Here is a 25,016-nt window from a genome sequence, read left to right as displayed (position 1 = left end):
GATGAATATATGGTTGAAAAAGATTATCTCTCAGAATCTGAAAAAAGGCAAAAAGAAATTGACCTGCAAATTTCAAAAATTAACCTTGAAGATTTAAAAGAAAGTATTGAAAAAAGTATTTCATCTTTTAATGATGAACTCGAACTTATTAAAAAGGAACTTGAAGTTTTAGAGGCAAATAGAAAATATCAAGAAGAAAATTTGAATTATACTAAAGTAAGATATGAAAAGGGATTAGTTGAAAAGTCTCAATACAATCAAGCACAAATTTCTTATCTTAACGCTTTGCTTCAAATTGAAAATAAAAAGATGAATTATATTACTAAATTAATAGATATTTCAAAATATTCTGAAAGGAGTATCGAAGATATTTTAAAAGAAGCATTGGTTATAAATTGGGGTGATTAAAATTGAAGAAAATAATATTAATATTTATTTTTGTCTTTTCAAGCCTTATTTTTTCAAATATGCAAGAGGAGATAAGAAATTACGTTGAAAATTCTCCAGAATATCTTCAAGCATTAAAAAATTACATCAATTTATCTTATGAGAAAGGATATAGCTTAAGTTTTGGTACAAATTTTAATAAGGTTTCATTTGAATACGACTTTGATAGTTATCAGTTAAGTGTGCCAGTGACTTTCAGTTTTTCCGATGATTTTAGTGTGAGTGCAAATTTTTCAGCTAATAAAGATGTTCTAACATTTCCTGTTGAAATAGATTTTAATGTTTTTAATTTTGATATTAATCTAAGTGGCAACTTTAGATTTGTTAATGATGAATTCAAAGATTCATATGGTATTTCAATTAGCAAAAATTTGTTTGATAATAGTGATGAAGAGGATTTAGAAGAGAAAATTTCTCTTTTAAATGCAAAATGGAATTTACTCAATGTAAAAAATCAAAAGGTTATAGAATACCTAAATAATGCGTATTATAGCCTTTACTATTCCAAAATGTATGAAATCTACTCTAAATTGTATCAATTAAAGAAAGAAGAGTTTAAAAAAGTTGAAGAAAAATACTCAAAGGGTATTATCTCTCAGATAGAGTATCTTAATGAGAAAAAATCTTTGCTTATGTTGCAAAAAAATTTAAAAAGCTATGAAAGTAAAAAAAGTGAATATGAAAAATATTCTGGCTTTCCATTAAGTATTTTTGAAGTTAACTTACCACAGAAAGATTTTGGAAAAAGGTTAGATTTAAAAGCCTTAAAGGTTCAAAAACAGCTAAATGAATTGAAAAAAGAAAGATTATATCAACTTTATGTACCAAATATAAACTTGGGTTTTTCCATTGACTATGACTACAAAGAAGGTAGCAGTGATAAAGAATTTAAGCCTAAAGTCTATTTGAGCTTTACATTAGATTTATTCGGAAATAAAAAGCTTGAAAAAGAAAATATTTTAATTGACTATGAAATAGCATCAAAAAATCTCCAAGAAAAGATCGATATGTTAGAAAACCAATATGAACAATTTTTTTACGAACTTGAAAACTCTAATAATGATTATGAAATAGCATTAATTGAGAAAAAGATAAAAGAAATTAACTTGGAAAAAGTTAAAGAAAAGTTTGAAAAGGGGTTAGTAACTGAAAATGAATATAAGATATCAGAATATGAATATTTGATAGAAGAATATAATCTTGAAAATGTAGAATTTTCTATCTTTATTAAAAAGCTAAATATCTATAGCTTTTTAGGATACGATCTTTTGTCTCTTATTGAGGAGGTGCTAGAGTGAAAAAGAAAGCTTTTATTCTTTCTTTAATGATTTTGATTTTATTAATCTCTTCATGTGGTTTAAACTCTAATAAGGATAATGTAGCGCTTGTAAAAAGTATAGAATATACAGTTAAAAAATCAGACTTGGTAGAATCGGTAAGTGCAACTGGAAAAATCATACCAAAAAATTATATGACGATTTATCCGGAGGTTTCAGGAAAAGTTGTAGAAGTTTACGTAAATGAGGGTGATTTTGTTGAAAAAGGAGATCCAATTTTAAAGATTGATGATGAAGATTATAAGATTTCTTATTTAAATGCAAAACTCTCATATGAAATGGTAAAAGGAAATGGAACACTCGAGGAAGAATTAAAGAGACTTCAATGTGAAAAGGCATACGATGATTTTGTAAATACTGTTATAAAGGCGCCAATATCTGGATATATTGTAAATTTTTCAAAAAAAGTTGGGGACCTGGTAAATCAAAATCAAGCTTTATGCGTAATTTTAGATAGGTATAATTTTGAATTTGAAGGAACTATTGATATTATTGATTATTCAAAGGTACAGGTAGGTCAAAAAATAAGTATTGAAGTTGAAGGAAATTCTGAAATATTGCAAGGAGAGGTTACCTATAAGCAAATTGCTAATATCTCATCTGCAAATGTGACAACAGCAACAATAAGAGCTGATATTAATAAGGTAAAATTTCCTGAAAATATTTTTATAGGAGCATCATGTGAAGGTGAAATTTTAACGATTAACAAGAAAGATGTCTTAAAAGTTCCAACAAACGCAGTGATAGTAAAAAATGGAAAAAGGTATGTTCAAGTAAAAACTGGAGAAGATGAAAATAATAATCCCATTAGTGAGCTTAGAGAAATTAAAATTGGTGCAATTACTGAAGATTTTGTAGAAGTTGTATCAGGATTAAATGAAGGGGATGTTGTACTAATTCAAAATAAATCTTTAAGTAAGAATTTAAGTAAAGCTGGGAATGCTGCACCACCTCCACTTGTAAGACCTGGTAAATAAAGAAAGAGGTGAGTATATGGAAATAGTCTTTGAAATGAATCAGGTTAAAAAAATCTATAAAATGGGTGATGTGGATGTCAAAGCTTTGGATGGAATATCGTTTAAAATAAAAAAAGGAGAATTCGTTATCATTATGGGGCCTTCAGGATCCGGGAAATCAACTACTTTACACATTATGGGATGTCTTGATAAACCAACTAGTGGAAATGTTTATATAGATGGTGTTGATGTAAGTAAGCTAAACGATAAATTACTTGCAAAAATTAGAGGTGAAAAGATAGGCTTTGTCTTTCAACAATTTAATTTGCTTCCAAGACTTACAGCACTTGAAAATGTAGAACTTCCGATGATGTATAAAGGAGTTCCTTTGAAAAAGAGGCGTAAGAGGGCGAAAGAATTGCTGGAGTTAGTTGGACTTGGTGATAGAATTAATCACAAACCAACACAACTATCAGGAGGACAAATGCAAAGAGTTGCTATTGCAAGGGCACTTGCAAATGAGCCAAGTTATATTTTGGCAGATGAACCAACTGGTAATTTGGATTCAAAGAGTGGAGAAGATATTTTAGAGATATTTAAGCGTTTAAATAAAGATGGTATGACCGTTGTAATTGTAACTCATGACCCTGAGTTGGAACTCTTGGGAAATCATGTAATTTTTCTAAGAGATGGAAAGATCCAAGAGGAGAGATATCTATGATTTACGAGATGTTTAAAGAGGCTATAAGAAGTTTGATGTACAATAAAATGAGATCTTTTCTTTCTATGCTTGGAATAGTGATTGGAGTAATGGCAGTAATAATAGTACTTTCACTTGGAAATGGTGCAACTTACTCAGTAAAAAGTGAAATTGAATCAATAGGATCAAATGTTTTTTTTGTAATGGCAAAGAGGACAAAATATGGAAAACTTACTTTGGATGATATTGAAGAAATGAAAAGGCAAGCGATGTATCTTACCGACATTACTCCAAGCTTTTCATCGAATGGTAATTTCAAATATGCTGAAAATACTATTTCAACACAATTTTATGCTACAAATCCAGATTTTATAAATATATTTGGCCTCAAGGTAGAAAGTGGAAGACTAATTAATGCGCTTGACTTTGAAGGTGGTTTAAAGGTTGCTGTAATAGGAAGTTATGTGGCTGAAGAATTATTTGGAGAAGAAGATCCTTTAGGAAAAGAAATAAAGCTATATATTAATAATAGGTTTTTGCCGTTAAAAGTTGTTGGAGTTCTTGAAGAAACAGGATCAAAATTATTTTTAAATGTAGACAATGTAGTATTCATACCATTTACAACGGTTGAGCAAAGGTTATTAAAATTAGATACTGTAAATCAATTTTTTGCTAAGGCAAAAAATAGCGAAGTGGTAGAGCAAGCAAAAGATGAACTAGAAATATTTTTATTTTCAAGGTTAAAAGATGAGGATTCTTATAAAATTTTAAGTCAGGATGAAATACTTGATACTATAAATCAAGTTACAGGAATGCTTAATTTAGTTCTTGGAGCTATAGCAGGGATTTCACTTCTTGTCGGTGGTATAGGAATAATGAATATTATGTTGGTGTCAGTTACTGAAAGAACACGTGAGATAGGAATAAAAAAGGCAATAGGTGCAACAAATTCAAATATTATGCTTCAATTTTTAATTGAATCATCCATTTTAACAGTTAGTGCTGGAATAATTGGAGTAATTATGGGAATGGTCTTTTCAAACTTTATAGGTAAATTTATAAATGTTACTCCACACTTTAGAGTTGATCAAATTATTCTATCATTTGTTATATCAGGCCTTATTGGATTATTTTTTGGAATTTATCCTGCAATTAAAGCTTCAAAGCTTAATCCTGTTGATGCATTAAGGTATGAATAAAGCCCTATGGAATTTCCATAGGGCTTAAAATTCAAGTGCAATAACTATTGAAAATTTATAGCCTTTAAATTTATGCATTTTATATAGCATTATACCATATATATCTGCAAGTATATCGTAAAAAATCGCATACGCCATTTTTAGATAATAGATCGTACACTTCTTTTGCAATCCCTATTGAAAAAGTAATAACTTCACTTTTATCTGAAAAGGATGAGAAAATAGATTCTAAGACGCTCGATACATTCATATGAAGTAATTTGTCATCTGAAAAGCAAGAAATAGCAATTAAAATTGTAAATATTAAAACTAACCTTTTCATTTTGCTTGCATTCTTCTATAAAGTTCTTTTGCAACAAAAGCTCCAACATGTTCTGCAAATGTATTTGGGCCAAAGCCCGCATCATATCCAAGTTCTTTTGCAAGTTCGTGGGTAATTCTTGGACCACCTACTACTAATATAACGTTATCGCGTATTCCTTCTGCTTCAAGTAGCTCTACTAATTCCGTTAAATGTTTTATGTGGATATTTTTTTGTGTAACCGTTTGTGAAACAAGTAAAGCATCGGCTTTTACTTCAATAGCTTTTTTAACAAATTCTTCAACAGGAACCTGACTTCCCATATTGTAAACTTCGAACATTTCGTATCTTTCTAGTCCGTAGTGTCCTGCAAATCCTTTCATGTTTAAAATTGCATCAAGGCCAACCGTGTGTGCATCAGTGCCAATTGTTGCACCTACAACTACTATTTTCCTTCCAATTTTTTCTTTTATAAATTGATCGATTTCATACATTGTCATTTCATCAACTTGAACTTTTGGAACATGTATGCTTTCATAATCGACTGTGTGAATACAGTCTCCGTAACCTATAAAGAATGTAAAACCTTTTGTAAGCTCTTTTGAAAACACAACTTGTGGATTTTCAAGCCCCATTTTTTTCATTAGTATTTTTGCTGCCTCTACTGCTTCATCTCCATATGGAACTGGCAAAGTAAAGCTAACTTGTACTTTTCCATCGTTCATTGTATCTCCATATGGTTTGACTGCTTTTAGATTAAGAGTTTTATCTATATTTTTCTTTTCAAGATTGTATCCACTCATTTTTAGCACCTTCCTTCTAACATTTTTTCGATAAATGGGTTAATGTAATTTTTTCCTTTTAAGAAGACGCCATCGAGTCCTTTTCCACCGTCAATTGGTCTTTTTACGTTTGCAAATACACCTTTGCTTAGAGCTTTAAACAAACCATCTTCAGCAATTTTTTCCAATAGTTCTATTGCTTCGTCAAGTACTTGTTTTGCTCTTTTTTGAATTATTCCGTCTTCTTTAAAGTAAATTTCATCACCAATATTTCTCATATTGTTGAATATGTATTTTGCAGTTTCAATGGCAAGGTACCTATCTGACATAAATGGAGTGTGAATAGCTTCTGTTAGCATACCAAGAAGTTGAATTCCTTGCTTGGTCCATATAGATACAACGTTGAACATAGCATCTTGAACGATTCCTTTGAAAATATTTCCAGTCATGTATTTTGTTGGAGGCATGTACTTTAGTGGAGCTTTTGGGAATATTTCTCTAGCCATTTGAGCTTGTGCAAGTTCATATAAAAATCCGTTTTCTATATCCGGATTCATTTCAAATGCGTGACCCAGCCCCATTTGCTCTTCAGGAATTCCTGCCATTAATGCAAGTTGTTCATTTATAAATTGTGAGGCAAGTACAGTGTGTGCCTCTTCATATGCGTCAGCAGTTGTAAGATAATTGTCTTCTCCTGTGTTTATTATTATTCCTGCAAAGCCGTTGATAACTCTTGAAAAGTGTTGATCTATTATTGTTCTTTGCATATTAATATCTCTAAAGAGTATTCCATACAGTGCATCATTTAGCATCATATCCAATCTTTCAAGTGCACCCATTGCAGCTATTTCTGGCATACAGAGTCCAGAAGCATAATTAACCTGGCGTATATACCTTTTAACTTCGTATGAAACCTCATCAAGAGCTTTTCTCATTATTCTAAAGTTTTCTTGGGTTGCATAAGTTCCACCGAATCCTTCAGTTGTTGGACCATATGGAACATAATCAAGCAAGCTTTGTGCTGTAGAACGTATTACAGCTATAATATCTGCTCCTTGTCTTGCAGCTGCTTGAGCTTGAACAACATCTTCGTATATATTTCCTGTTGCAACTATAACGTAAAGATATGGTTGTTTTCCTTCGCCAATTTCCCTTATCATTCTTTCACGCGTTTCTTTGTTTTCTTTTATCTTGTTTATGGTCTGGTGTACATAAGGCTCTAGTGTATCAAGAACTTTATCTAAAGAATTCATTTTTAATTTTCCTATATTCAATTTTTTTTCAGCAATTTCTTCAGCAATTTGTTGAGGTGAAAGTCCTGTTTCGATAATTGCGTTGCCAATACAATATGCCGCTCCCATTTCAATTAATCCATTTTCTTTTAGATGATCAACAACAACATTTGGAAGAGGCACGCCTTCGGCATTTACTCCATCAATTCCCAAGAATCTGCATATTGTTCTTTCGATTGATGTTGTAGAACGCGGCTCAACAAATTCTTTTACTCCGTCAGCTATCTTTTTAGAAAGTTTTCTTGCATATTCAACTTTTTTAAAATCAAGACCTAATTTGCTTTTCATCAGTTAATACCTCCTCGACTTTAGAAACTATATCATTATCTATTTTTAAAATTTTAAGTATCTTTAATGCTTCTTTTGGTGGGTTATAAAGCTGAACTTCTTCAACTGAATAATCGAAATAGTCTTGAATATCTTTGCTTGGATCTATTTTTTCAACATCTTTTAGTCCTTTGACCCTTAAATGCCTCATTTCTTTGTCAATAACATTGTCAAAATGCGTTGAAATTACACAGATAACATTTCCTCTGTTGAAAAGGTTTGATATGGTTTTTACAATAGCACTACCTTCAGTTGGATTTGTTGTCCTTGCAGGTTCGTCTAAAAGGATAAGTATCTTTTTACCACTCTTTATTTCATTATATATATTGTTTATTATTTCCATTTCGGCTGCAAAAGAAGAAAGTCCAAGCTTTATATTTTGAAAATCTCCAGAAACAAAGAAAATTTCATCAAAAATTGGAAGTTTAGAAAATTCGGCTGGAACATAGAACCCCATCTGAAACATCATTTGTGATAGTGCAATCGTTCTTAAAAGTACAGTTTTACCCCCCATATTTGCTCCTGTTATTATCTGAGTTCCTGGATTCAAAGTAATATCAATTTTTTGGAATTTTTTTCCTCGCTCATTTAATAAATTTTCAACCTCAGGGTTGAATAATTTTTCATATATTATTTCAAAAGAACTGTTAATCTGTGGCATTTTTAAATTTAACTTTTTTGATAACTCGTACTTAGAAATAGACAGATCAAGAAATGAAATTATTCGAAAATTCTTAAGGAGCTTATTTGAAAATTTATGTAGTTTTTTAGATAGTTTTTCACAAATTTCTCTTTCAATTTCTTTTTCTCTTGAAAGGATTTCAAGTAATTTGCTTTCATCATTTTCACTTTCTTTTATTTTTCTTATCTCTTTTAGATTTTTATCGTATTCTTCGTATATATAAAATGTAGGAAGTCTTTCACCGCGTGGATCAAGTATTTCTATAACTTCTTCAATATTTTCCAAATTGAAAATATTGTAAATTTCTAAAGTATTAAGTAATTTTAACAAGTCCTGTGAAAATATTGAAAAAACTTTTATTTGGAAAAGCTCAATTTCATCTAGAGTGCATTCAAAACTTAACTTTTTAATTGTTTCTTCTATATCTTGAATGTGTGAAAGAATTTGTTTGATTTTTTCAATGTTTTTTTCTTCAATATTATTAAAAACTTCAATTGCTTGAAGATTTTTTTTAATTTCTTCTTTGTTATTCATTATTTTTATATTTTCAAATGCTTTTTTACCAAGTGGTGATGAAAAATCTAATTGTTTTCTTATGTATTCAAAACCTGTATTCATATGTTATCAACCTTTCTGATATTTACCACTGGAATATCAATTTCTTTTGAAATTTTTTCAATTAAAAGTCCCTCATTTATTTGATATCCATATGGTGAAGTTGGATTGATAGTAATAAGGCATAGATTTGGTTTGTTTAATACAAATATGTTCCCTCCAAGTTTTTTAAAGAGCTTGAGTGTAGAAGATTTTGCAAAAATTTTTGAAAAATCTTTGACAATTATGTCTAATATTATATTTTTGTCTATAAGTTTTTTAACAAAGCTATCTGTTAATGCACCTATGATTATTATTTCTTTTACCTCTTTTAATTTATCAAAATCTTCAAAATTTAAGGTACTTTCACCCAGTAATTTAAGATCTTTTAAGTAAATTCCCTTTTCAAGGTTTATATTGTTTAGGTTATAAAGTTTGTATTTTGGAAGATTAATTTTGTAGATTAGATCTATGGTTTTTGATGCGATCTTTTCTACATCAAGGCTAATTGCTGCACCTGTTGCAAGAACTACAGCATCACTGATTGAAGAACTGCTTATTCTAGAAAGTGCACCATCTATTAGTATCTTTTTTGCACCAAAATTAAATAATTTGTTGTTAATTTCATTTAACCAATCAATTGTAGTAGGCCCGGCAAGAATTATTTTCCCTCTTTCTCTTGCACGGGCTATTATTATTCTTCCAGTAGATGTTCTTCTATCAGAAACATAAAGAATTTCTGCTGAAAAATCTTTCATTTTAAAATATTTTTCTGTTGTGGCAAAGATTATATTTTTTTCTACAAAAATATTAGGCTTTTTAGTAAATGTTACCTGATCCTTTTCTTCGCCATCAATCCCAATTGAGGTAATTCCCAAGGTGTATCTTTTATTAAGGTTTTTAAGTAAAAAATTAAATGTTTCCGTTTTTCCTGTATTTTTTTCAAGCCCAACAATTGCTATAACTTTGTGTTTTTCAAATGTTTTAATCATAGAAATTTCAATGACACCATAGCCTCCCCTTCTACTGCAAGTTCTCCAGATTCTTTGTATATATTTGTTGAAAGCTTTGCTCTCTTTTTATTATCATCTTTTTCTACAATTTTAATTACTATCTTTATTTTTTCACCAATATAGACTGGTTTTAAAAATTTAGCATTTTGAGACATGTAAATTGTTCCAGGACCTGGAAATTCCATTCCAAGAACTGCAGATATATATCCAAGAAGTAAAATTCCATGAGCAATTCTACCACCAAAAACTGAATTTTTTGCGTATTCTTCATCAAGATGTACAGGATTTTTATCTCCCGTTATTTGAGCAAAACTTACAACATGTTGATCTTCAACAACCTGAGATTTTTCGTATGTATCACCGACTTTTAAATCGGAATATTTCACTTTTTTTCACCTCTTTTTTCTTTCCATTTTCTAATTCTTTCATGTCTTTCAAGGTGAGCTGGCTCCATTGAGATTTTTTTGCTATCGTATAATGAAGCAATACCGCTCAATTTGTATTTTTCTCTGTATTCACTGTCATCGACGTCACTTTCAGTGTCTTCAGGTTCATGATATGCTACGATAACCCCTTCATAGTTTCTAAGGATTGCAGTTTTATCAGAGTAAGAAATAAGGTATTCTGGCATAAGACGAATTTTTCCTCCACCTGCGGGAGCATCAACAACGTATGTAGGAACACAAAAACCAGAGGTGTGTCCTATTAAACTTTCAATTATTCTAAGACCCGTTCCAATGGATGTTCTAAAATGTGAAATTCCCTGTGAAAGATCACACTGGTATAGATAATACGGTCTTACTCTTATTTTTACAAGTTGGTGTACAAGTTCCATCATGATATATGGACTATCGTTTACACCGCGTAGTAAAACAGATTGATTTCCAAGTGGAATACCAGCATCTGCTAGCATTTCACATGCTCTGGAGCTTTCAGGTGTAATTTCTTTTGGATGGTTAAAATGGGTATTGAGCCATATTGGGTGATATTTTTTTAGCATATCAGTTAATTCTTTTGTTACTATTTGTGGAATCACAACAGGAGCTCTTGAGCCAATTCTAATAATTTCAACATGCTTTATTTTCCTTAGTTCCTTTAAAATATATTCGAGCATATCAATTCCAGCAAGTAATGCATCCCCACCAGAGAGTAGAACATCCCTAACCTGCGGTGTTTCTCTTATGTATTCAATTGCTGCATCTATTTCTTGTTTTGTTCTTGCTCTGTCGTGTTGACCAGCAAATCTTCTTCTTGTGCAGTGTCTACAGTACATTGCACACATATCAGTTACAAGGAGCAAAACTCTATCAGGGTATCTGTGGGTAAGTCCTGGAACAGGCGAATCTTCATCTTCATGCAAAGGATCTACCATATCCCACGGTTTTACTTCGAGCTCTTTTATCGTTGGAACTGCTTGTCTTCTAATAGGACATTTTGGATTGTCTGGGTCCATTAATGATGCATAATATGGGGTTATTGCCATCCTAAGTGTTTTCAAACTATTTCTTATTCCATTTTCTTCTTCAGGTGTTAAGTTAATTACTTGTTTTAATGTGTCAACATCGGTGATCCTGTTTCTTATTTGCCATTTCCAATCATTCCATTCTTCTTCGCTAACGTTTTTCCAAAGTGGAATTTCTTTGTAATTTCTCATGCAGCTTCCCCCTTAACAATATTTTTCTTCAAAGAGTTTTCTTATTTCTTTTGACTCTCTCAAGATGTTCAAGCTCAACTCTGCGTGTCCTTTTGTGTATCCATTTCCTATAATCATAGTTACATCTTTTCCAACGCCTTCTGCACCAAGTGCAGCTCTTGTAAATGATGTGGCCATACTAAAGAAATAGATAATTCCTTCATCTTTTGTTATAAGTATCGATGACATTTCAGTTGTTGGAACATTTACATTGTTTATGGTTACATCTGCAAGTTGTCCACCTGTAACTTTTAAAAATTCGTTGTAAACTTCTACAGGTTTTGTTGCATCTGCAACAATTACATCATGAGCTAGGTTTAGTTTTCTAACTTTTTCAGCGTTTTCTTGGGAATATTCAATTGCTATTACCCTGCCACTACTACCAACATTTTTCATTGCTTGATAGCAGCACAATAATCCTGATTTACCGCCAGCACCGATTATAGCTACAGTCATACCTTTTTTAACCAGTTTATTTACTTGAGCGGGTGCTCCAGCAACATCTAATACCGCAAGTGCAAGCTTTTCTGGAATATCATCTGGAAGTTTTGCGTATATGCCTGTTTCAAATAAAATTGCTTTTCCTTTTATGTCAACCTGATCAGCATCGATCTTAATATTTAGTATTTCGTCGATTTTAAGAGGAGTTAGAGAGAGAGAAACTAGTGTAGCTATTTTATCACCAACTTTGAGATCTGTTTTTAAATCACTTCCTATTTCTTCTACTACTCCGATTAGCATTCCCCCACTGCCTGTTACAGGATTTTGCAGCTTTCCTCTCTCGTTTACTATGGAAAGGATTGTTTTTTTCATACAATCAATGTCTTTGTTACAGGATTCCTTTATTTGTGTAAAACTTGCAGAGTCGACATTCAATGTTTTTACATCAATTAATATTTCGTTTGTATATATTTCCATTGTATTATCAATTTTTTTTGCTGCCTGTGGTAAAGTACCTTTTGGTTCTATCACTCTGTGAGTTCCATATGGGCATCCTCTTTTATTTATCATAGTTTCACTCCTTTCTTATTCCTAGTATTTTTCTTGCCTCATCTGGTGTTGCTATTTCCCTTCCCAATTCTTTTGCGATTCTTACAATTCTTTCTACTAATTGGGCATTTGACTTTGCAAGTTCGCCTTTTTTGTAATAGATATTATCTTCAAAGCCAACTCTTACATGACCGCCCATTAAAATTGCATGTACTGCAAGTGGTAATTCATATCTACCTATTCCAGCAACGCTCCATGTAGAACCAGGTGGTATTTTGGATACGAGATAGACAAGATCTTCAATAGTTCCTGGAATTGCGCCGGGAACACCCATTACAAAATCAAAATGCAAAGGAGGATTTAAAAGTCCCTTATCAACAAGTTTAATTGCAGTTTCAATCATTCCTCTTTCAAATACTTCAATTTCAGGCTTTATATTTCTTTTTTTCATTTCAATAGCAAATTTTTCGATATATTCCATTGGATTTAAAAAGACATCGTTTCCAAAGTTGCATGTTCCAGCACTCAAAGTTGCCATTTCTGGGTTGGTAAGTAATGGCTGCATTCTTTCTTCAAAAGTATGCCAAGTTGCACCACCTGTAGAAGGTTGGAAAATAATATCACACTTTTTTTCAATTTTTTCTTTTATTTCTTTGTATACTTCATACGATTGGGTTGGAGTTCCATCATCTAATCTTGCGTGAACATGGGCAATTGATGCACCGGCAAGATAGCATTCATATACCGCATCGGCTATTTCATCTGGAGTGATCGGTAAATTGGGTTGCTTTTCTCTGGTAACTTCTGCACCGGTAACGGCAACTGTAATTATGAGTTTTTCCATGCTCTCACCTTTTCCTTTGTTTTTCTAATGGTACAACGCATGTACCACTTGCTTTACATACGATTATAGGTTCCTCTAAAACGTCTGCTGCACTGTCATTGATATCTGGTCTTGCAGTTATGACCTTTTTTGCAACAAAGACCATTTTCCTTGAGGTTCTTCCTACCTCAACTATTTCTCCTGTAACCTCAATAAAGTCACCAGCATACACAGGTGCTAAAAATTCGATATTATCGTACGCTCTAAAAAGACCTTCATCTCCGTCATGCCTAATGAGTAATTCAGTTGCCACATCGCCAAAAAGTTGCAATATTTTTGCACCATCGACAAGATTTCCACCGTAGTGGGCATCTGCCGTGCTCATTCTTACTCTAATAGTTGCAGTCATGTATATCCCCCTTCTTTTTAGCGTTTAGTTCTAACTTGTATATTAACAATAATTTATATTTTTGGCAAAAGTTGTTAATATTTATTAAAAATGATTAATATTAAATAACTTATTCAACTGTTTTTTTGCGCATTTTTTCGAATGTGCTTTTTTTAACTAATACTATTTTATTCTGACTTTTATCAATTTGTATTTTTTGTGGAGTATATGATAAAATAAATTTTGTAAATGGTGAAAGGAGTGTATAAGGTGAATAAAAAAGTTTTAGCAATATTCTTTTTTTTGATAGCTGCAAGTTTATTTGCAAATTATTATATTTTAAATTACTATATTCAACCTGGAGACACCCTTTATTTAATTTCCAAGGAATTTAATGTTTCACCTTCAGTTATACTTGATTGGAATGATATTGATCCTTATCATCTTAAGGTGGGACAATCAATAAAGATTCCACAGCCAAATGGAATAATTTATGAAGTAAAACAAGGAGATACACTGTACGATATTTCACTCCGATTTTTTACAACAGTTGATGCAATCAAAAAGGCTAACAATCTACTTAGTAGTTTTATTTATGTTGGGCAGAAATTATTTATACCAATAGATTATGTTGGTGTAGCGTTTAACGTATATGATAAAAGTTTTATTTGGCCTGTATATGGAAAAATTTCTTCAACATATGGCTCGCGTATTCACCCTATATATCAAAAAAGAACTTTTCATACAGGTCTTGATATAGCAGCTCCAGAAGGAAGTCCAATTTTTTCTGCCACAAACGGTGTAGTAACTCATGCAGGTGAGTATGGAGGATATGGATTGGCAGTAATTGTAAAATATGGAAACTATGAGATAGTTTATGGTCATATGTCTAAGGTTAGTGTTTATAAAGGGCAAACTGTAAGTAAAGGAGAACTTCTTGGAAGAGTGGGGTCAACAGGAATTAGTACTGGCCCTCACTTGCATTTTGAAGTAAGAATAAATGGAAAACATACGAATCCTGTTGTGTTTTTGCCATCTTATGGTAGAATGTATGTTCTCAAAGATCAAGGGTTATATTTGGGTGGTGAGTAGATTTGAATAAAGTGTTTAACGAATTTGTTTACAAAATTTCTCAAGATCAGATTGAAAAAATTGAAGAGTACTTTTTTGAGAATAATATAAAAAATTATTATTTTTATGAAACAAAAGAAGGTACTTTTTTGGTTTTGGTTTTTGAAGAAAAACAAGAAAAAATTTTTCTGCCATTTAACTTAGAATTTGTTGAAAATAGGACAACAACTTCTGAAGATTGGGTGAAAAATTTAATTACAAAGCCTTTTGAATTCATTGAAGGAGTTTATGTTGATCCAGATCATAACAATGTGGATGGGGAGATAGTTATTAGAATTACCCCAGGTCTTGCATTTGGAACGGGACTTCACGATACGACAAAGCTTAGTGCAAAGTTTTTAAAGAAGTATTTAAGGACTGGCATGGATGTTTTGGATTTAGGGTGTGGTAGTGCTATATTAAGTATTTTAGCTAAAAAACTTGGTGCTGGTAGAGTTCTTGGAGTGGATAATGATCCTTTAGCTGTTGAAGCAGCAAAAGAAAATGTTGAAAGAAATAATGTTGATGTTGAAATAAGACAATCGGATTTATTTTCGAACGTTGATGGAAACTTTGACTTGATCGTTTCAAATATAATTGCAGAAATATTAATTGAAGCGTTAAAAGATCTACCAAAATTTCTTAAAGAAGATGGTATAGTGATTTTATCTGGAATTATTGATTCCAAACTACCACTTTTTAAAAATTACAACATAGTTGAACATTGGAGGAGCAATGAATGGAATGCTTTAGTAATAAAGATGTAAGAAAAATAGTTGAAAAACAGTTGTCAATTAATGCAACAAATTTTTGTAAAGTTGCAAAATTTTGTTCATATGGTTTTCCCCAAGTTATTAAAAGTCTTCCAATAAAAGATGAAAAACCATTTCCCACATTGAATTACCTAGTTTGCCCGTATCTTATAAAGGAAGTATCTCGTCTTGAGGAAAAGGGCTACATAAAAAAATTTCAAGATGAGGTAGAAGCTGATAAAGAACTTAAAGAAAAATTAGTAAATGCTCACATGAAAGTCATAGAAGAACGGGATAAATTTTTTGAAAGAGATGATTTGAAAAAATATGAGCAGTGGAGAAATGTTTTAAAAAGTGTTGGAAGTGGTGGTATAAAAGATTTTACTAAAATAAAATGTTTACATCTTCATCTTGCAGACTTTCTTGCAGGAATTGAAAATCCAATAGGAGAAAAGGTGGCAAGCTTATTAAAATCACTTGAATGTGATGATTCATATTGTAAGAGGTTTTTAGAATGAATATAGAAATAATAGTTCCTGGAAAGCTTTCAAGTCATTTGCAAAACGTTTTTGATTTTTATTTAAAAAAATTAAAGCGTTTTGCAAATTTAACTGTTACGTTTACAAAGCTTGGTGGAGATGTTAATAGAGAATCAAAGCAGGTAATTTTAAGGCGAGAAAAAGATGAAATTTTAAATAAGGTTAAAAACAGAAGGTTTATTTTAATAGATCTTCATGGAAAACAGATGGATAGTATTTCATTTTCAAAATTCGTTGAAAATGAGATGTTATCGGGAGAGCTTTTGTTTGTTATAGGAGGACCACTTGGTATAGACGATGAATTAAGAAAAAAAGCAAGTTTAAAAATTTCTTTGTCTAAAATGACTTTTACTCATGAATTTACACTTGTTATACTTTTAGAACAACTTTTTAGAGCGTTTAAAATTATAAATAATGAAAAATATCATTATTGAGGTGAGAATGTGATTTATGTGGCAACAACAAATGAACACAAAGTTCACGAAATTATGGATATTTTGAGTGATTTTAATTTGGAACTATTAAAATCACCAAAAAAAGTTGATGTTGAAGAAGATGGAAAATCTTTTTTTGAAAATTCTGTGAAAAAAGCTTACTATTATGGAATGGAGTTAAATAACCCTGTAATTTGTGATGATTCAGGACTTGTTATAAATGCTCTAGGTGGAATGCCTGGGGTTGAAAGTGCTAGATTTATGGAAGGCTACAGCTATGAAGAAAAGATGAAAGAACTTTTAAGACGATTGCAAAATTTTGATGATAAAAGTGCAAGTTTTGTTTGTGTTGCAACATATTTTAATCCAAATAGTGGAGTTTTAATTTCCGCGCAAGGAGTTGTAAGCGGCACGATTTCCGAAAATATAAGAGGTGAGTTTGGATTTGGATATGATCCATTCTTTATACCTGAAGGTTATGATAAAACTTTTGGGGAACTTGGCGAAAGTGTAAAAAGACAAATAAGCCATAGGAGTAGAGCTTTTAGAAAGTTATTTGAATTATTGAAAAAGGTGGGAGAGATTTGAGAATCCTTCTTTCAAATAGTTTTTTAGTGGAGGAATTTGAACCAGACATATGGGTGACTAATGATTTTGAAAATTTGCAAATTCCATATACTCTCTTTTATAATGGACAGGCTGTATTTATTTACGATCATTTTAAGTTCGTAGATACTATTTTGAATAATTCAGAAAAGATAATAGACTTTGGGTTTTTCAAAGCTGGCATATTGGTTGGAAGTTCTATATCGGTTGCTGAAAATTACTTAAAAGATGTTGAACTTTTTATAGCTTTTGATAAAACAAACTATACCAGTAAATTTTTGCTTAGAAAAGCTCAGACTATTGTGGCAAGTGATATTTCAGGTAAGACAATTTTATCTTTGTTTATTTACAAAGATAAAACAAACTATATAAAAACGTTGCCGAATATTGGAATAGTTGATGACAGTATGTCGCATGTTTTGTGGGAAAAGGAATTTAAAGAAAGTAAAAGAGTGGAAATATAAGGAGTTGAAGTAAGTGAAGATCTTGTATGTTGCGTTTGGTGGAGCTTTAGGTGCTGTTTCAAGGTATGTGATTTCAAAGTTTATTAATTCATCTTTTTCATTTAGTTTTGTCCCTTGGGGGACAATTTTTGTAAATGTAGTTGGTTCTTTTTTACTTTCTTTTCTGATGTTTTTAAGTATTTCAAAAACAGATATATCACAATCCTTTATACTATTTTTTGGAACAGGTTTTCTTGGAGCATTTACAACATTTTCAACTTTTGCATATGAATTTTTATCAATTTTTTTGACTCAACCATTGAGGGCAACTGTGTATTTTATTGCAAATATCTTTTTAGGATTTTTTGCAGCTATATTGGGTATGTTTTTGGGTAGGGGGAGAATATTATGAAGTTACTTAGAGTTTACCTTGGAGAAAAAGATTTTGAAAAAGGGATTCCAACTGCTGAGTATATAATGAAACTTGCTTATAAAGAAGGGATGAAAGGTGTTACTATATTGAAGGGTATAATGGGGTTTGGGAAGAAGAGGCATATTCACAGAAGTGATTTTTTTAGTATTTCAGAAGATTTACCTGTGGTTATTGATATAGTTGATGAAGCTGAAAAGATAAATATGTTTGTTGAAAAGTTAAAAGAATTAAATTTTGATGGTCTTATAGTTGAAATTCCTGTGGTAGCTCATTATATGGAGTCAAAAAAATGAAATTAATGATAACTTGCACTGCAGGTCTTGAAGGTGCAACGGCTCTAGAATTAAAAAATTTGGGTTATAAAATTGTGGATTCACAATCAGGAAGAATATACATTGAAGGGGATTTAAAAGACATTCCAAGACTTAATATGTTTCTTAGAACTGCTGAGAGGGTATATATTGTTTTAGCACAAGATAGAGTTGAAACCTTTGATGAACTTTATAATGTAATTTATTCGGTAAATTGGGAAGAATTTGTTGATGGAAAAGTTTTAATCTCTGATGTCTCTGTAAGAAATTCTAAACTATCTGCAAAAGGTGCTATTATTTCAGTAAGCTATGCAGCAATTAGTAAAAAAATTTCAAGAAAAACTAATAATATTTATCCAATCAGGCTAATTATTAAAAACGATATTCTACAAGTTTTGCTTGATACTACAGGAAAAGATGCATTAAGTAAAAGAGGATATAGGCTAAAGACTTCAAAGGCTCCATTAAGAGAAACTATAGCTGCTGCTTTAGTTCTTCTTTCAAGATGGGATAAAAAATCTACTTTGATTGATCCATTTTGTGGGAGTGGAACAATTTTAATTGAAGCAGCACTTTATAAGGAAAATATTCCTCCATCTTTTTTGAGACATTTTGTATCTGAAAAATGGAGTATTTTAAAAGATTATTGGCCTGAGAGGAAAAAGTACAAAGTTAATGTGGATAATTTATTTGGATTTGATATTGATAAAGAAGTACTAAAAGTTGCAAGGGAAAATGAAAAAAGGGCAAATATAAACGGGATAATATTTGAGAATATAGATTTTAATAATTTAAAAAAATTTGAAAATTGTTGGGTTGTAACTAACCCTCCATATGGTGAAAGATTAAAGAATGATATTAATTTTTCAAAACTTTGGGATATTTTTGTTGATTCAAAAATTTATATACTCTCCCCAGATTCAAACTTTGAAAGGCTTGTTCAAAAAAAGGCAAGGAAAAAAATCAGATTTCAAAATAGTGGTATTTGGGTATGGCTTTATATGTTTTATTGAAGAGGAGGAAAATATGATAAATCAATTTTTGCATAATAATCTTTTAAAGGTTCAAAAGCCTGCAAGATACATTGGTGATGAATACAATATTGTAAAAAAGGATCCAAATGGAAAGTTTAGAATTGCACTTTCGTTTCCCGATGTGTATGAAGTTGGAATGTCTCATTATGGACTAGAGGTTTTATACCATTATTTAAACCAACTTCCAAATTTTTATGCTGAAAGAGTGTTTTTACCTTGGGTTGATATGATTAACTTGATGCAGGAAAAAGATATACCACTTTTTACATTGGAGACTAAAACTCCGGTAAAAGAAATGGATGTACTTGGTGTTTCTTTAGAGTATGAACTTGCATTTACTAATGTTTTAAAACTTTTAGAATTAGCCAAGATTTCAATTGAAACCGAATATAGAAAAAAAGATGATCCAATAGTTGTTGCAGGTGGGCCTGTTGCTTACAATATTGAGCCTATTTCTAAAGCATTTGATATTGTATTTATTGGTGATGGGGAGAAAAATTTAAAAGAGTTATTCGAACTTTTATATTATACAAAAGGAGAAGACAGGATAAAAAGATTAGAAGAGGTAGCAAAGATACAAGGAGTTTATGTCCCGATTTTTTACAAACAAATTGGAAGAAAAATTGTCCCAATTGGAAACGTTCCAAAAAAAATAAAAAAGAGTATTATTGAAGATTTGGATAAAGCAATAGTTCCTATAAAGCAAATACTGCCAAATGTTCAGAGTATTCATGATAGAGCAGTTATTGAAATTAGTAGAGGTTGTACAAGAGGTTGTAGATTTTGCCATGCTGGGTATGTTTATAGACCCGTTAGACAAAGAAGTGTTGAGAATATTGTTGAAAACGCGAAAAAAATGTTGAAAGAAACTGGATATGAAGAATTATCTTTTTTGTCTCTCTCTGCAATGGATTATACGGCAATAAATCAAATTGTTGATAAAATTATTTCATATTCAATTGAAAATAAAATTTCTATATCTATTCCATCAACACGTGTTGATGCATTAAATATTGAGATTATGTCGAAGATTGCTTCTGTTAGAAAACGTGGAATAACTCTTGCACCAGAAGCAGGTTCTCAAATAATGAGAGATAAGATTAATAAAAATATAAATTTTGAAGAAATTTATAACAGTGCTAAAAAAGCAAAAGAGGCAGGTTGGAATAGAATAAAATTGTATTTTATGGTAGGTTTTGATGGAGAAAAAGATAGTGATATTGAAGATATAGGAAGGTTGTTGATAGAAATTAAGAAATTAAAATATAGGGATATTACTGCTTCAGTAAATCTTTTAGTTCCAAAACCACATACACCAATGCAATTTGCAAAATTGCAACTTCCAGAATACACTGAACATGTCTTTTCTATTTTGAGAAAATATAGAAAATATGCTAAGATTGATATTAATGACGGTAAAAAAAGTTTTATTGAAGGATTATTATCACGTGGTGATAGAAAATTGTTTGAAGTTATAAAGATAAAGTATAAAAAATCTTATTATGATGAGTGGACTGAGTTTTTTAGTTTTGAAGATTGGATGGAAGCATTCAAAGAAGCAAAGGTAGACTTTAAAGAATACATAGGACCATTTACTTTGAAGGATGAATTTGCCTGGGAGCACATAGATTGTGGAGTAACAAAGCAGTTTTTGTGGAAAGAATATAATAAATATTTAAATGGAGATATAACTAAAGATTGTAGATTTGGTGATTGTAGTATTTGTGGTGTGTGTCAAATTTTGAAGGTGGAAAATAACCTGAAGGTTTGATTTGATAGAAGGTATATGATATAATAAGGCTTAGAAAAAATAATATTTGGAGGTGCAATTGATGGGTACAGTTATGCTTGTTGTTCACGCAATTATTAGTGTAATTCTTATTTACCTTTCTTTAAAGCAAATGGGAAAATTTGCCGAACTTGGTGGAGCATTTGGATCAGGTTCAATGAACACTATTTTTGGTAGAGATAAAGGGCTTGACGCCGAGGGAAAATTAACAGTTTTATTTGGAATATTATTTTTTGTTTCAAGCATATTAACAGCATTTTTTATTTCCAGATAAAAAGTTTTAGAAGGGGGAAGTATCTTTGGATTTTTCAAAGCAGCTTGAGATATTAAAGAAGAATGTAGTAGATTTTGTAAGTGAAGAGGAATTAGTTGAAAGGCTTAAAGAAAATAGACCTTTGAGAGTAAAACTCGGAGTAGATCCTTCCAGACCTGACCTTCATTTAGGACATGCTGTTGTGTTAAAAAAATTAAAACAATTTCAAGAATTAGGTCACCACATAATATTGATTATTGGTGACTTTACTGCTCGTATTGGGGATCCAACAGGAAGGAATTCTACAAGACCGATGCTTTCTGAAGAAGAAGTAAGAAAAAATGCTGAAACTTATGCAAATCAAGCTTTTAAAATTTTAGATAAAGAAAAAACTGAGATTAGATTTAATAATGAATGGCTTGGGAAGATGAAGTTTGAAGATGTTGTAAAACTTGCTGGAAAATACACAGTTGCAAGGATGCTTGAAAGAGATGATTTTGCAAAAAGACTTTCTCAGGGATATCCTATAAGCATTGCGGAATTTTTGTATCCTCTTGCTCAGGCATATGATTCGGTTACCATTCAGGCAGATGTTGAGCTTGGTGGTACGGATCAGTTGTTTAATCTTCTTGTTGGAAGAAAGATCCAAGAAGAATATGGTCAAAAGCCGCAAATTGTTATGACGATGCCGATTATTGAAGGTACAGATGGGAAATTAAAGATGAGTAAAAGCTATGATAACTACATAGCATTTACAGATGAACCAAATGATATGTATGGAAAAATTATGTCAATACCTGATGAACTAATTGCTAAATATATGAGATTGATTACGGATATAGAGGAAAGTGAAATAGAAGAATATGAAATACTAATGAAAGAAGGAAAGATAAATCCTAGGGATGTTAAGATGAGGCTTGCAAGAGAAATTGTTACGTTCTTCTACGACAAAGAAAAAGCCAAAATAGCGGAAGAAAACTTTGTAAAAGTATTCAGGCAAAAGGAAATACCAGATGAAATGCCAGAAATTCAAGTTGAACCTGGAGAGTACAATATAGTTGATTTAGTAACAAAAGTCAATAGTAATTATAGTAAAAGTGAGGTAAAAAGGTTAATAAGTCAAGGTGGAGTTTATTTTGATGGGAAAAGAGTTAACGATTTTAAACAAATTGTAAAAGTTGAAAAAGAGCATGTTTTAAGGCTTGGTAAGAGAAAGTTCTTTAAGTTGATAACAAAAAATTAATTATTTTGAAAAAACACTTGAAATTTATTAACTTAACATGATATAATATACTTGCATGTTGAATAAAATGTAACACAAAATAGGAAGGGAGGTTATTTTTATGAAGAAATTGTTAGTTATATTGGCAGTAGTTTTAGTATCAGTTTTTGCGTTAGCCGAATTAAAAGACGTGCCAACAAATCATTGGGCTTATGATTCAGTTGTTATGCTTGAAAAAGCGGGGGTTATCACAGGTTATCCAGATGGAACATTTAAAGGTACAAATAACGTTACAAGGTATGAACTTGCGGTATTTTTGGCAAGAGTTTTGAAATTATTAGAGGAGGATATTCAAAAATTATCCGTAACAGTTGATGTTCATGAAAATGACATTTCAGCACTTTATGATATTGTTGGACAATTAAAGAAGAGCGTAGCTCTTATGGCAAAATTAGAAGATGTGGAAGCACTTTCAAAAAGAGTTGATGTTTTAGATAAAGATATTATAAGAATTTACGAAAGTTTGACAAAAAAGGCTTCCAAAGAAGATGTTGAGCAAATGTTAAATGGATCTTTAGAATCAGTAAATGGTCAAATTGAATTTTTATACAAAAAGATTACTTTGTCAGATGAAAATGGAAAGAAATACACTGATGAAAAGATAAACGAATTAGCAGGAAAAGTTTTGAATATTGAAACAAACGTTAATGATGCAATTCCAATGCTTAGAAATTTGGTTTACCAAAATTCAGAAAATATAAAGAATTTGGAATCAAAATTGATTAGATATATAAATGTAAAAATTAAATCGTTTGATTCAAAATTAAAAGCATTAGATGAAGTAAAACAAATGGCAGAGTTTAATACAGATACATTAAATGGTTTTGCAGCAAAATTAGGTGAAGTAGAATATGCTTTAAGAAAACAAATTGAAGAAACAAATAAAGTTGTTGAGGCAAATTCTAAAGAAATAGAAGGTTTAAAAACAAATGTTGAAGAAGTTAAAGCAAGTGTTAATGAAAAAGCATCAAAAACAGAAGTTGAAGACTTAAGCAAGAAAGTAGATTCTGTAAATACAATGTCAATTTTAGGTCTTGTTGCAGGATTAGTTGGTTTAGGACTAGCAATTTATGCAGCATTTGTAAAACCATAAGGTAAAAATAAAATGCTTATACTATTATATTAAAGGAGGTAGGAGTTTTATGAAAAAGCTTTTAGTTGTATTGATGTCTTTATTTGTTTTAACAGCATTATTTGCTGCTGAAGCAACACCAGTAGTTTCCTGGTCAGGTAGTGCATCTTTTACATTGGGTATTGACGAAAAAGGGGTAGACATTGACGGTGGATTAGTAAAACCTTCAGTTACAATTTCACCAAGTGCAGATACTCAATTTGGCGTATCCTTTGCAATTGATGTTGTTGGAAAATCATTATCATTTAAAAGCTTGAGCTTTGAAAACAACATTTTCGCACTTGATTATACAAAAGGTGCAGCAGGATTCCAATATTTTGTAAAACCTGACAAAGATGGTAACTATTTGTTAAATGCTGAAGATAACATTTCTTTAACATTAAAAGCAGTTGATGGATTGACAGTAGTATTCCAAGATGTAGTAACTGAAGTTGATTATAACACAGGAACACCAACAACACACAAATGGTTTGATGATTTTGTTGGAGTTACATACAGTGTGGCAAATGTAAATCTTGCAGCAGCATTTTATGATGCAGATGAAGCAACACAAACAAATCTTTACCAATATGGTTTAAATGCAAATACAAGCTTGGATCTTGGATTTGCAACATTGGATCTTGATGGAGTAGCAGGTGTTGTTGATGCAAGCAATACTGTAGCTTACGGAATTAGTGAAAGCTTGTCAGCAGAATTTTCAATTGTAACCTTAACACAAACCTTTACATGGAAACAAAACGTTAGCCAATTTGCATTTGCAAGAGACAATGATGCTTCATCAGTGTCTGTAAAAGCAGCTGTTGAATATTCAATGTCCCCATTAACAGTTTCTGGTGATGTATCATTTAAGATTGCAAGCCTTGCAACACCATCTGAATTTACAGTCCCAGTAAACTTCAAAGTTGCTTATGCAGATATGTTTGATGCAAGCTTAGCACTCAGCTGGGCAGATGTAGTTAATGCAGCAACATCAATTAATATGACACTTGCAGCAGGTTATGATGATGATATGGTTGCAGTTAATGCATCAGCGGAATGGGCAGATATTGTTGGTGCGGCAACAGCAGTTGATCTTAACGCAGATCTTTCAGTAACACCAATCGATGCATTGACATTAGGTGCAGCAGTTAGATACGCAAGCGAAGAATTTGGTTATAATCTAAATGCAAAATACATGTTTGATGATAACACAACATTCACAGTATTCTACGGAACATTGTATGGCGATGATGATAAAGACGGAAAAACAGACATTCACAAAGACGATGCACAATGGTATGCAAAACTTTGCTGGAGCACAAGCTTCTAATATTGTAATAATTTAAAATTAATTGATCCCTCCGCGACTTGCGGAGGGATTTTTTTGTAATAATT

The 25,016-nt window shown here is 31.3% G+C and carries 28 protein-coding genes and 1 pseudogene; 19 read left to right on the top strand and 10 right to left on the bottom strand.

The features are described 5' to 3' along the window. The 5 genes and pseudogenes from JG780_RS01545 to JG780_RS01525 form a co-directional block, all read left to right on the top strand. A pseudogene (locus JG780_RS01545) lies at positions 1-408 on the top strand (TolC family protein); the annotation flags it as partial. A gap of 2 nt (positions 409-410) precedes the next feature. Further along, a complete protein-coding gene (locus tag JG780_RS01540) occupies positions 411-1,745 on the top strand; it encodes a TolC family protein (RefSeq protein WP_287569013.1) in 1,335 nt (444 codons plus the stop codon). Then, positions 1,742-2,761, top strand: coding sequence for an efflux RND transporter periplasmic adaptor subunit (locus JG780_RS01535; RefSeq protein WP_287569012.1), 1,020 nt, complete (start codon positions 1,742-1,744; stop codon positions 2,759-2,761). Before JG780_RS01540 ends, JG780_RS01535 begins: the two co-directional genes overlap by 4 nt. A gap of 16 nt (positions 2,762-2,777) precedes the next feature. Then, complete coding sequence (locus JG780_RS01530; RefSeq protein ID WP_287569011.1) at positions 2,778-3,461, top strand: ABC transporter ATP-binding protein; 684 nt, start codon at positions 2,778-2,780, stop codon at positions 3,459-3,461. Continuing rightward, the gene (locus JG780_RS01525) at positions 3,458-4,639 is read left to right on the top strand and encodes an ABC transporter permease (protein ID WP_114702237.1); all 1,182 of its coding nucleotides are present in this window, start codon (positions 3,458-3,460) and stop codon (positions 4,637-4,639) included. The genes JG780_RS01530 and JG780_RS01525 overlap by 4 nt, the downstream gene beginning before the upstream one ends. A 79-nt stretch (positions 4,640-4,718) precedes the next feature. On the opposite strand, the gene JG780_RS01520 is transcribed toward JG780_RS01525, so the two are convergent. The 10 genes from JG780_RS01520 to kal are packed head-to-tail and all read right to left on the bottom strand — an operon-like array spanning position 4,719 to position 13,545. Continuing rightward, positions 4,719-4,961: a hypothetical protein gene (locus tag JG780_RS01520; protein WP_287569010.1), complete on the bottom strand. Its 243-nt coding sequence runs from the start codon at positions 4,959-4,961 to the stop codon at positions 4,719-4,721. Next, on the bottom strand, positions 4,958-5,743 hold the full coding sequence (gene kamE, locus JG780_RS01515; RefSeq protein WP_287569009.1) for a lysine 5,6-aminomutase subunit beta: 786 nt from the start codon (positions 5,741-5,743) through the stop codon (positions 4,958-4,960). The genes JG780_RS01520 and kamE overlap by 4 nt, the downstream gene beginning before the upstream one ends. A 2-nt stretch (positions 5,744-5,745) precedes the next feature. Then, entirely contained in the window at positions 5,746-7,302 is a 1,557-nt protein-coding gene (kamD, locus tag JG780_RS01510; protein WP_287569008.1) for a lysine 5,6-aminomutase subunit alpha, read from the bottom strand. Further along, positions 7,280-8,641: a lysine 5,6-aminomutase reactivase ATPase KamC gene (gene kamC, locus JG780_RS01505; protein ID WP_004104184.1), complete on the bottom strand. Its 1,362-nt coding sequence runs from the start codon at positions 8,639-8,641 to the stop codon at positions 7,280-7,282. The genes kamD and kamC overlap by 23 nt, the downstream gene beginning before the upstream one ends. Beyond that, complete coding sequence (kamB, locus tag JG780_RS01500) at positions 8,638-9,609, bottom strand: lysine 5,6-aminomutase reactivase subunit KamB (protein ID WP_287569007.1); 972 nt, start codon at positions 9,607-9,609, stop codon at positions 8,638-8,640. Before kamB ends, kamC begins: the two co-directional genes overlap by 4 nt. After that, positions 9,606-10,016: a MaoC family dehydratase gene (locus JG780_RS01495; RefSeq protein ID WP_012579570.1), complete on the bottom strand. Its 411-nt coding sequence runs from the start codon at positions 10,014-10,016 to the stop codon at positions 9,606-9,608. Before JG780_RS01495 ends, kamB begins: the two co-directional genes overlap by 4 nt. Next, positions 10,013-11,284 (bottom strand): lysine 2,3-aminomutase, encoded by a 1,272-nt coding sequence (gene kamA / locus JG780_RS01490; protein WP_004104175.1) that lies wholly within the window; start codon positions 11,282-11,284, stop codon positions 10,013-10,015. Before kamA ends, JG780_RS01495 begins: the two co-directional genes overlap by 4 nt. Positions 11,285-11,296: 12 nt before the next feature. After that, positions 11,297-12,334, bottom strand: coding sequence for an L-erythro-3,5-diaminohexanoate dehydrogenase (gene kdd / locus JG780_RS01485; RefSeq protein WP_012579569.1), 1,038 nt, complete (start codon positions 12,332-12,334; stop codon positions 11,297-11,299). Positions 12,335-12,338: 4 nt separating this feature from the next. Further along, positions 12,339-13,157 carry a 3-keto-5-aminohexanoate cleavage enzyme gene (kce, locus tag JG780_RS01480; protein WP_004104173.1) on the bottom strand — a complete coding sequence of 273 codons (819 nt, stop codon included), beginning with the start codon at positions 13,155-13,157 and terminating at the stop codon, positions 12,339-12,341. A 4-nt stretch (positions 13,158-13,161) separates the two neighbouring features. Next, a complete protein-coding gene (gene kal, locus JG780_RS01475) occupies positions 13,162-13,545 on the bottom strand; it encodes a 3-aminobutyryl-CoA ammonia lyase (protein ID WP_012579568.1) in 384 nt (127 codons plus the stop codon). A gap of 249 nt (positions 13,546-13,794) precedes the next feature. On the opposite strand from kal, the gene JG780_RS01470 reads away from it, so the two are divergent. The 14 genes from JG780_RS01470 to JG780_RS01405 all read left to right on the top strand — a co-directional run bounded on the left by JG780_RS01470 (position 13,795) and on the right by JG780_RS01405 (position 24,951). After that, entirely contained in the window at positions 13,795-14,616 is an 822-nt protein-coding gene (locus JG780_RS01470) for a peptidoglycan DD-metalloendopeptidase family protein (protein ID WP_287569006.1), read from the top strand. A gap of 11 nt (positions 14,617-14,627) precedes the next feature. Continuing rightward, positions 14,628-15,401, top strand: a complete 774-nt coding sequence (locus JG780_RS01465; protein ID WP_287569017.1) for a 50S ribosomal protein L11 methyltransferase — start codon at positions 14,628-14,630, stop codon at positions 15,399-15,401. Continuing rightward, positions 15,374-15,904 carry a DUF501 domain-containing protein gene (locus JG780_RS01460; RefSeq protein WP_004104166.1) on the top strand — a complete coding sequence of 177 codons (531 nt, stop codon included), beginning with the start codon at positions 15,374-15,376 and terminating at the stop codon, positions 15,902-15,904. The genes JG780_RS01465 and JG780_RS01460 overlap by 28 nt, the downstream gene beginning before the upstream one ends. After that, positions 15,901-16,359: a 23S rRNA (pseudouridine(1915)-N(3))-methyltransferase RlmH gene (locus JG780_RS01455; protein ID WP_287569005.1), complete on the top strand. Its 459-nt coding sequence runs from the start codon at positions 15,901-15,903 to the stop codon at positions 16,357-16,359. Before JG780_RS01460 ends, JG780_RS01455 begins: the two co-directional genes overlap by 4 nt. A 9-nt stretch (positions 16,360-16,368) precedes the next feature. Continuing rightward, positions 16,369-16,947 carry an RdgB/HAM1 family non-canonical purine NTP pyrophosphatase gene (rdgB, locus tag JG780_RS01450; protein WP_287569004.1) on the top strand — a complete coding sequence of 193 codons (579 nt, stop codon included), beginning with the start codon at positions 16,369-16,371 and terminating at the stop codon, positions 16,945-16,947. Continuing rightward, positions 16,944-17,429: a hypothetical protein gene (locus JG780_RS01445; RefSeq protein ID WP_004104158.1), complete on the top strand. Its 486-nt coding sequence runs from the start codon at positions 16,944-16,946 to the stop codon at positions 17,427-17,429. Before rdgB ends, JG780_RS01445 begins: the two co-directional genes overlap by 4 nt. Positions 17,430-17,442: 13 nt before the next feature. After that, positions 17,443-17,820: a fluoride efflux transporter CrcB gene (crcB, locus tag JG780_RS01440; RefSeq protein WP_287569003.1), complete on the top strand. Its 378-nt coding sequence runs from the start codon at positions 17,443-17,445 to the stop codon at positions 17,818-17,820. Beyond that, entirely contained in the window at positions 17,817-18,134 is a 318-nt protein-coding gene (locus tag JG780_RS01435; RefSeq protein ID WP_287569002.1) for a DUF190 domain-containing protein, read from the top strand. Before crcB ends, JG780_RS01435 begins: the two co-directional genes overlap by 4 nt. After that, positions 18,131-19,165 carry a THUMP domain-containing class I SAM-dependent RNA methyltransferase gene (locus JG780_RS01430; RefSeq protein ID WP_287569001.1) on the top strand — a complete coding sequence of 345 codons (1,035 nt, stop codon included), beginning with the start codon at positions 18,131-18,133 and terminating at the stop codon, positions 19,163-19,165. The genes JG780_RS01435 and JG780_RS01430 overlap by 4 nt, the downstream gene beginning before the upstream one ends. 13 nt (positions 19,166-19,178) lie before the next feature. Continuing rightward, complete coding sequence (locus tag JG780_RS01425) at positions 19,179-20,957, top strand: TIGR03960 family B12-binding radical SAM protein (RefSeq protein ID WP_287569000.1); 1,779 nt, start codon at positions 19,179-19,181, stop codon at positions 20,955-20,957. 61 nt (positions 20,958-21,018) lie between these two features. Continuing rightward, on the top strand, positions 21,019-21,249 hold the full coding sequence (gene secG / locus JG780_RS01420) for a preprotein translocase subunit SecG (protein ID WP_004104145.1): 231 nt from the start codon (positions 21,019-21,021) through the stop codon (positions 21,247-21,249). Positions 21,250-21,274: 25 nt separating this feature from the next. After that, complete coding sequence (tyrS, locus tag JG780_RS01415; RefSeq protein WP_287568999.1) at positions 21,275-22,471, top strand: tyrosine--tRNA ligase; 1,197 nt, start codon at positions 21,275-21,277, stop codon at positions 22,469-22,471. Between the two features lie 100 nt (positions 22,472-22,571). Then, a complete protein-coding gene (locus tag JG780_RS01410; RefSeq protein ID WP_287568998.1) occupies positions 22,572-23,603 on the top strand; it encodes an S-layer homology domain-containing protein in 1,032 nt (343 codons plus the stop codon). Between the two features lie 49 nt (positions 23,604-23,652). Further along, positions 23,653-24,951, top strand: a complete 1,299-nt coding sequence (locus JG780_RS01405; RefSeq protein WP_287568997.1) for a hypothetical protein — start codon at positions 23,653-23,655, stop codon at positions 24,949-24,951. Positions 24,952-25,016 lie beyond the last annotated feature (65 nt).

Origin of the sequence: Thermosipho sp. (in: thermotogales) (assembly GCF_020054775.1) — a bacterium.
Taxonomy (GTDB): Bacteria; Thermotogota; Thermotogae; order Thermotogales; family Fervidobacteriaceae; genus Thermosipho; species Thermosipho africanus.
This window is presented reverse-complemented; position numbering and strand designations above follow the sequence as displayed.

Excerpts from the sequence above, each read along its gene's own strand:
- JG780_RS01530 (WP_287569011.1), top strand. The coding sequence starts at position 2,778 with ATGGAAATAGTCTTTGAAATGAATCAGGTTAAAAAAATCTATAAAATG.
- JG780_RS01525 (WP_114702237.1), top strand. The coding sequence starts at position 3,458 with ATGATTTACGAGATGTTTAAAGAGGCTATAAGAAGTTTGATGTACAAT.
- JG780_RS01520 (WP_287569010.1), bottom strand. The coding sequence starts at position 4,961 with ATGAAAAGGTTAGTTTTAATATTTACAATTTTAATTGCTATTTCTTGC.
- kamE (WP_287569009.1), bottom strand. The coding sequence starts at position 5,743 with ATGAGTGGATACAATCTTGAAAAGAAAAATATAGATAAAACTCTTAAT.
- kamD (WP_287569008.1), bottom strand. The coding sequence starts at position 7,302 with ATGAAAAGCAAATTAGGTCTTGATTTTAAAAAAGTTGAATATGCAAGA.
- kamC (WP_004104184.1), bottom strand. The coding sequence starts at position 8,641 with ATGAATACAGGTTTTGAATACATAAGAAAACAATTAGATTTTTCATCA.
- kamB (WP_287569007.1), bottom strand. The coding sequence starts at position 9,609 with ATGATTAAAACATTTGAAAAACACAAAGTTATAGCAATTGTTGGGCTT.
- kamA (WP_004104175.1), bottom strand. The coding sequence starts at position 11,284 with ATGAGAAATTACAAAGAAATTCCACTTTGGAAAAACGTTAGCGAAGAA.
- kdd (WP_012579569.1), bottom strand. The coding sequence starts at position 12,334 with ATGATAAATAAAAGAGGATGCCCATATGGAACTCACAGAGTGATAGAA.
- kce (WP_004104173.1), bottom strand. The coding sequence starts at position 13,157 with ATGGAAAAACTCATAATTACAGTTGCCGTTACCGGTGCAGAAGTTACC.
- kal (WP_012579568.1), bottom strand. The coding sequence starts at position 13,545 with ATGACTGCAACTATTAGAGTAAGAATGAGCACGGCAGATGCCCACTAC.
- JG780_RS01460 (WP_004104166.1), top strand. The coding sequence starts at position 15,374 with ATGGAATGCTTTAGTAATAAAGATGTAAGAAAAATAGTTGAAAAACAG.
- JG780_RS01455 (WP_287569005.1), top strand. The coding sequence starts at position 15,901 with ATGAATATAGAAATAATAGTTCCTGGAAAGCTTTCAAGTCATTTGCAA.
- JG780_RS01435 (WP_287569002.1), top strand. The coding sequence starts at position 17,817 with ATGAAGTTACTTAGAGTTTACCTTGGAGAAAAAGATTTTGAAAAAGGG.
- JG780_RS01430 (WP_287569001.1), top strand. The coding sequence starts at position 18,131 with ATGAAATTAATGATAACTTGCACTGCAGGTCTTGAAGGTGCAACGGCT.
- JG780_RS01425 (WP_287569000.1), top strand. The coding sequence starts at position 19,179 with ATGATAAATCAATTTTTGCATAATAATCTTTTAAAGGTTCAAAAGCCT.
- secG (WP_004104145.1), top strand. The coding sequence starts at position 21,019 with ATGGGTACAGTTATGCTTGTTGTTCACGCAATTATTAGTGTAATTCTT.
- JG780_RS01410 (WP_287568998.1), top strand. The coding sequence starts at position 22,572 with ATGAAGAAATTGTTAGTTATATTGGCAGTAGTTTTAGTATCAGTTTTT.
- JG780_RS01405 (WP_287568997.1), top strand. The coding sequence starts at position 23,653 with ATGAAAAAGCTTTTAGTTGTATTGATGTCTTTATTTGTTTTAACAGCA.